At 35.1% G+C, this 2,983-nt stretch carries 7 protein-coding genes; all 7 read right to left on the reverse strand.

Annotated features, from left to right (window positions below):
* Positions 1-36 precede the first annotated feature (36 nt).
* Positions 37-288 carry a hypothetical protein gene (locus FAY33_RS19030; RefSeq protein WP_143323059.1) on the reverse strand — a complete coding sequence of 84 codons (252 nt, stop codon included), beginning with the start codon at positions 286-288 and terminating at the stop codon, positions 37-39.
* A 19-nt stretch (positions 289-307) separates the two neighbouring features.
* Entirely contained in the window at positions 308-535 is a 228-nt protein-coding gene (locus FAY33_RS19035; protein ID WP_143323060.1) for a hypothetical protein, read from the reverse strand.
* A 74-nt stretch (positions 536-609) separates the two neighbouring features.
* Positions 610-915 (reverse strand): peptidylprolyl isomerase, encoded by a 306-nt coding sequence (locus FAY33_RS19040; RefSeq protein ID WP_143323061.1) that lies wholly within the window; start codon positions 913-915, stop codon positions 610-612.
* 52 nt (positions 916-967) lie between these two features.
* On the reverse strand, positions 968-1,612 hold the full coding sequence (locus FAY33_RS19045; protein ID WP_143323062.1) for a hypothetical protein: 645 nt from the start codon (positions 1,610-1,612) through the stop codon (positions 968-970).
* A 2-nt stretch (positions 1,613-1,614) separates the two neighbouring features.
* On the reverse strand, positions 1,615-1,815 hold the full coding sequence (locus FAY33_RS19050) for a hypothetical protein (RefSeq protein WP_143323063.1): 201 nt from the start codon (positions 1,813-1,815) through the stop codon (positions 1,615-1,617).
* Between the two features lie 14 nt (positions 1,816-1,829).
* A complete protein-coding gene (locus tag FAY33_RS19055) occupies positions 1,830-2,405 on the reverse strand; it encodes a hypothetical protein (RefSeq protein ID WP_143323064.1) in 576 nt (191 codons plus the stop codon).
* Between the two features lie 95 nt (positions 2,406-2,500).
* A complete protein-coding gene (locus FAY33_RS19060) occupies positions 2,501-2,743 on the reverse strand; it encodes a hypothetical protein (RefSeq protein WP_143323065.1) in 243 nt (80 codons plus the stop codon).
* Positions 2,744-2,983 lie beyond the last annotated feature (240 nt).

Below are 2,983 nucleotides of genomic sequence, written 5' to 3' on the forward strand. Positions count from 1 at the left end.
AACACGGATTCTATGGTAAATTTCAGTTTTGCTGTTCTATGCTTTACCTTCGTAAACCTGCACTATATTTACACTGACCACAGTGTTACGGCGGAGGTTATTTTCTTTACAAAATTCCGAAAATAATTCTGTCAATTCATTTTCATTATACGCATTTATGTGAAACTGTGTTTCATCTAATACGCCTCCGTTCTTAAAATCAACATCGACATCCATGGAACGATAAGACTGACTGGTATCAGCATATAATTGCCAGCCCTTTTTGCGTATACATTGCTTTATTGTCATGCCTTTCCTCCGATAAATATCAGTTTACTGTATTTCTTTTTCTCTGCCTTGTTTCCATAATTGACAGCAATCCGGCAACCGTTACTCCATTTTCGTTCTGTACTTCTTTAATGACTTCGTTATAAGGTCTACATAGAATTTCATGTACTTTTTCAGTGTCGTAATTATATTTTTTCAGTAAAATTTCAACGTAGTTCGTTGGGTAAGGATAGCCTACTGAAAACTTTTCGATCTGTTTATGTGTCATATCCTTCATCTCCTTAAAAAATTCTAATTTAATTCTTGAATATTCTCATTCACATTCCCTTCCAACCCTTCCAATCATTCAAAAACGAATGACATTACCAGATTTTCCGGTTTATGCTCTCCGTTATAAAGTGTGCAATACCCATTATCAAATTCCCAAGCTGAAGCTTTGCCATATTGCAGCCAAGAACCACGTCCACCATTAAACTGATTTATTTTATTATCCGGTTCATCTGGAACTATTGTATATACCGCATTTGTCTGAATTACATTACCCTTACGCCTCTGCCCTATAAAATCTGGTCTTCTGTGGTCTTTAATTAAGAATACATTGCCAGCTGCGATTGCTTTCTTTAATTGCGATAAATTTTTAATTTCCATTCGGTTTCCCTCTTTCTACTAATAAGTTCAGCAAACTTACTTTTTCTCGCATTTATGCAAATACTTTTCCATCTGATTCCCTTGTTTTAAAATTTCTATACTCAACTATCGGCTTTCCAAAATATTTAACACAATCTTCAAAGAACCTTGCATCAAAACAGCTATATTTTGATTGACGTAGGTTGTCACTTATTCTTTCGTGTGTGACTTCTTCCGGTAAATCGTTCCAGCCTTCGTATATTGCAAGGCTGCAATCATAGAAGTTTATATACACATCAGAGCGTTTTCTTGCCCTTCTAGCCGTTATTCTGACTGCGTCAGTATATTGTGCATACTGACAAGGCGAAGCACCTTTAAACACGATTTTGTCAGCTACAGGAAAGCCAAATTCATTCATATAAACAAGTGTGTATTTATTTCCTATAGTCAACTTGGCGTTGATAATTGCTTTCTGAAATGGCTCTGCATTTTCAATATAAAACTGCCTGAATTCGTCTGCCGTGTTCGGTTCCATTTCTCCGGATTCTATAAAATAGGAAAGCACATTCTCATCTGTTAGCTCTCTCTGCCATCTTTTACAAAAAGAAAAGAGTACTTTTTCATACTCTTCCCTTGTTTTTGCCTGTGCTATTGTAGTAAAATATTCTTCTGCGATACGATTATAAAAACTTGCGTTGCTTCTGATATATGGTAACATGCTTATTCCTCCCGTACTTCTTGTTTGCTATCAATGTAATCATATAAATCAGCAAGAGTGTCAAAAGTTTTCGTATAGTCCTCTGCTGTTTGTAGGTAAAAATAGCGGATTTTCATGTTTTCAATCCAGATATATGTTTTATATCCCTTATAATCACAATCTTCTAAATAAGCAGAAAAACTTGTTCTATTATATCTTTCCATAATTATCCACCTCCTTAAACTAATAACAACGCTTCTCTTCTGTTTTCATCTCTGAGATTGTGAAAGTTAGGCTTCATATTGCCTATATAAGTCGATCCAATAGGAGCAGTACAATAATTTAAGTTAACCCAACCTTCTGGGATCTCTGTCATAACTTCAATATCTCTTTCTTTTGCAAATTCTTTTACCTTTCTTATCTTTTCTTCGGTCGCTGTTTCACCTACAGCACTTGAAAACAATCTAAATGCTTCATTAATTAACTTTTCTCTGTTATCTTCTGTAGCTTCAAGCATCCAATCAAAGTCTATTACCGCTCTTTTACCATCATCAGAACGTTTATTCTGAGGATTATACATTATCCAGCATCTTCCCTCTGTATCTGTCACATATGTTGAAATGCACCAATATGTTTCCAATACCCTGTCAGTCATTCCAGATTTATACCATAGTACAGGAAGTGCACGAGATCCACCATCATTTTTACCCATGAATATTTCTATTACTAACTTTTCACCCTTTGCATTTGGTTCTGTAAAAGTATAAAACCATCTTGTCTCTGCCATCTGTTCAACCGTATATTCTTTCTTCATGATATAATCCTCCATTAATTTAGTTGATTTATTCCCACTATAAAAGCCACTAGACACATGATCTAATGGCTTCAAACTGCTAATAAAACGAGTATTCACTTGTAAATGCAGAATCCCAAACCAATGACGGCCGACATGATAAAACTGCCTTCCATGGTAATAAAAAGAGCCAGTATTGATATGACTACCAATAAAAGCCCTAGCAAACGTTGCTTTATGATGTATACTTTCCGTCTCCTTGCTTTTGCCTTCTGCCTGGATTGATATAATGACTTTTGTATGTCGTGCTGCATAGGCTCTGAATACGGATAATTGATTTTTATAGCAGTGCTCTGCATGGCAGTTCCTCCTTTATTCAATTCCTTCTAACCTTTTATAAAGCTTAATGTATTTATTGGGTATCTTCTGAATACTGTAATTTCTAACATTTTGAAAACTACAAATATACTCGTCCTTATACTCTAGCCTCCCATCTTTGACAATGAGCTGATAAACATATTTCATATTTGCAATTTCATTTGCAATATTCTTTCCCTTACACATATCTACGCCTTCCCATCAAAGAATAGTTTGCTTGT

The sequence above is a fragment of the Clostridium sp. HBUAS56010 genome (genome assembly GCF_007115105.1).
Taxonomy (GTDB): domain Bacteria; phylum Bacillota; class Clostridia; order Lachnospirales; family Lachnospiraceae; genus Lacrimispora.

What these genes read in the sequence shown, in the direction of transcription:
- FAY33_RS19030 (WP_143323059.1), bottom strand. Translation starts at nt 288, where the DNA reads ATGACAATAAAGCAATGTATACGCAAAAAGGGCTGGCAATTATATGCT.
- FAY33_RS19035 (WP_143323060.1), bottom strand. Translation starts at nt 535, where the DNA reads ATGACACATAAACAGATCGAAAAGTTTTCAGTAGGCTATCCTTACCCA.
- FAY33_RS19040 (WP_143323061.1), bottom strand. Translation starts at nt 915, where the DNA reads ATGGAAATTAAAAATTTATCGCAATTAAAGAAAGCAATCGCAGCTGGC.
- FAY33_RS19045 (WP_143323062.1), bottom strand. Translation starts at nt 1,612, where the DNA reads ATGTTACCATATATCAGAAGCAACGCAAGTTTTTATAATCGTATCGCA.
- FAY33_RS19050 (WP_143323063.1), bottom strand. Translation starts at nt 1,815, where the DNA reads ATGGAAAGATATAATAGAACAAGTTTTTCTGCTTATTTAGAAGATTGT.
- FAY33_RS19055 (WP_143323064.1), bottom strand. Translation starts at nt 2,405, where the DNA reads ATGAAGAAAGAATATACGGTTGAACAGATGGCAGAGACAAGATGGTTT.
- FAY33_RS19060 (WP_143323065.1), bottom strand. Translation starts at nt 2,743, where the DNA reads ATGCAGAGCACTGCTATAAAAATCAATTATCCGTATTCAGAGCCTATG.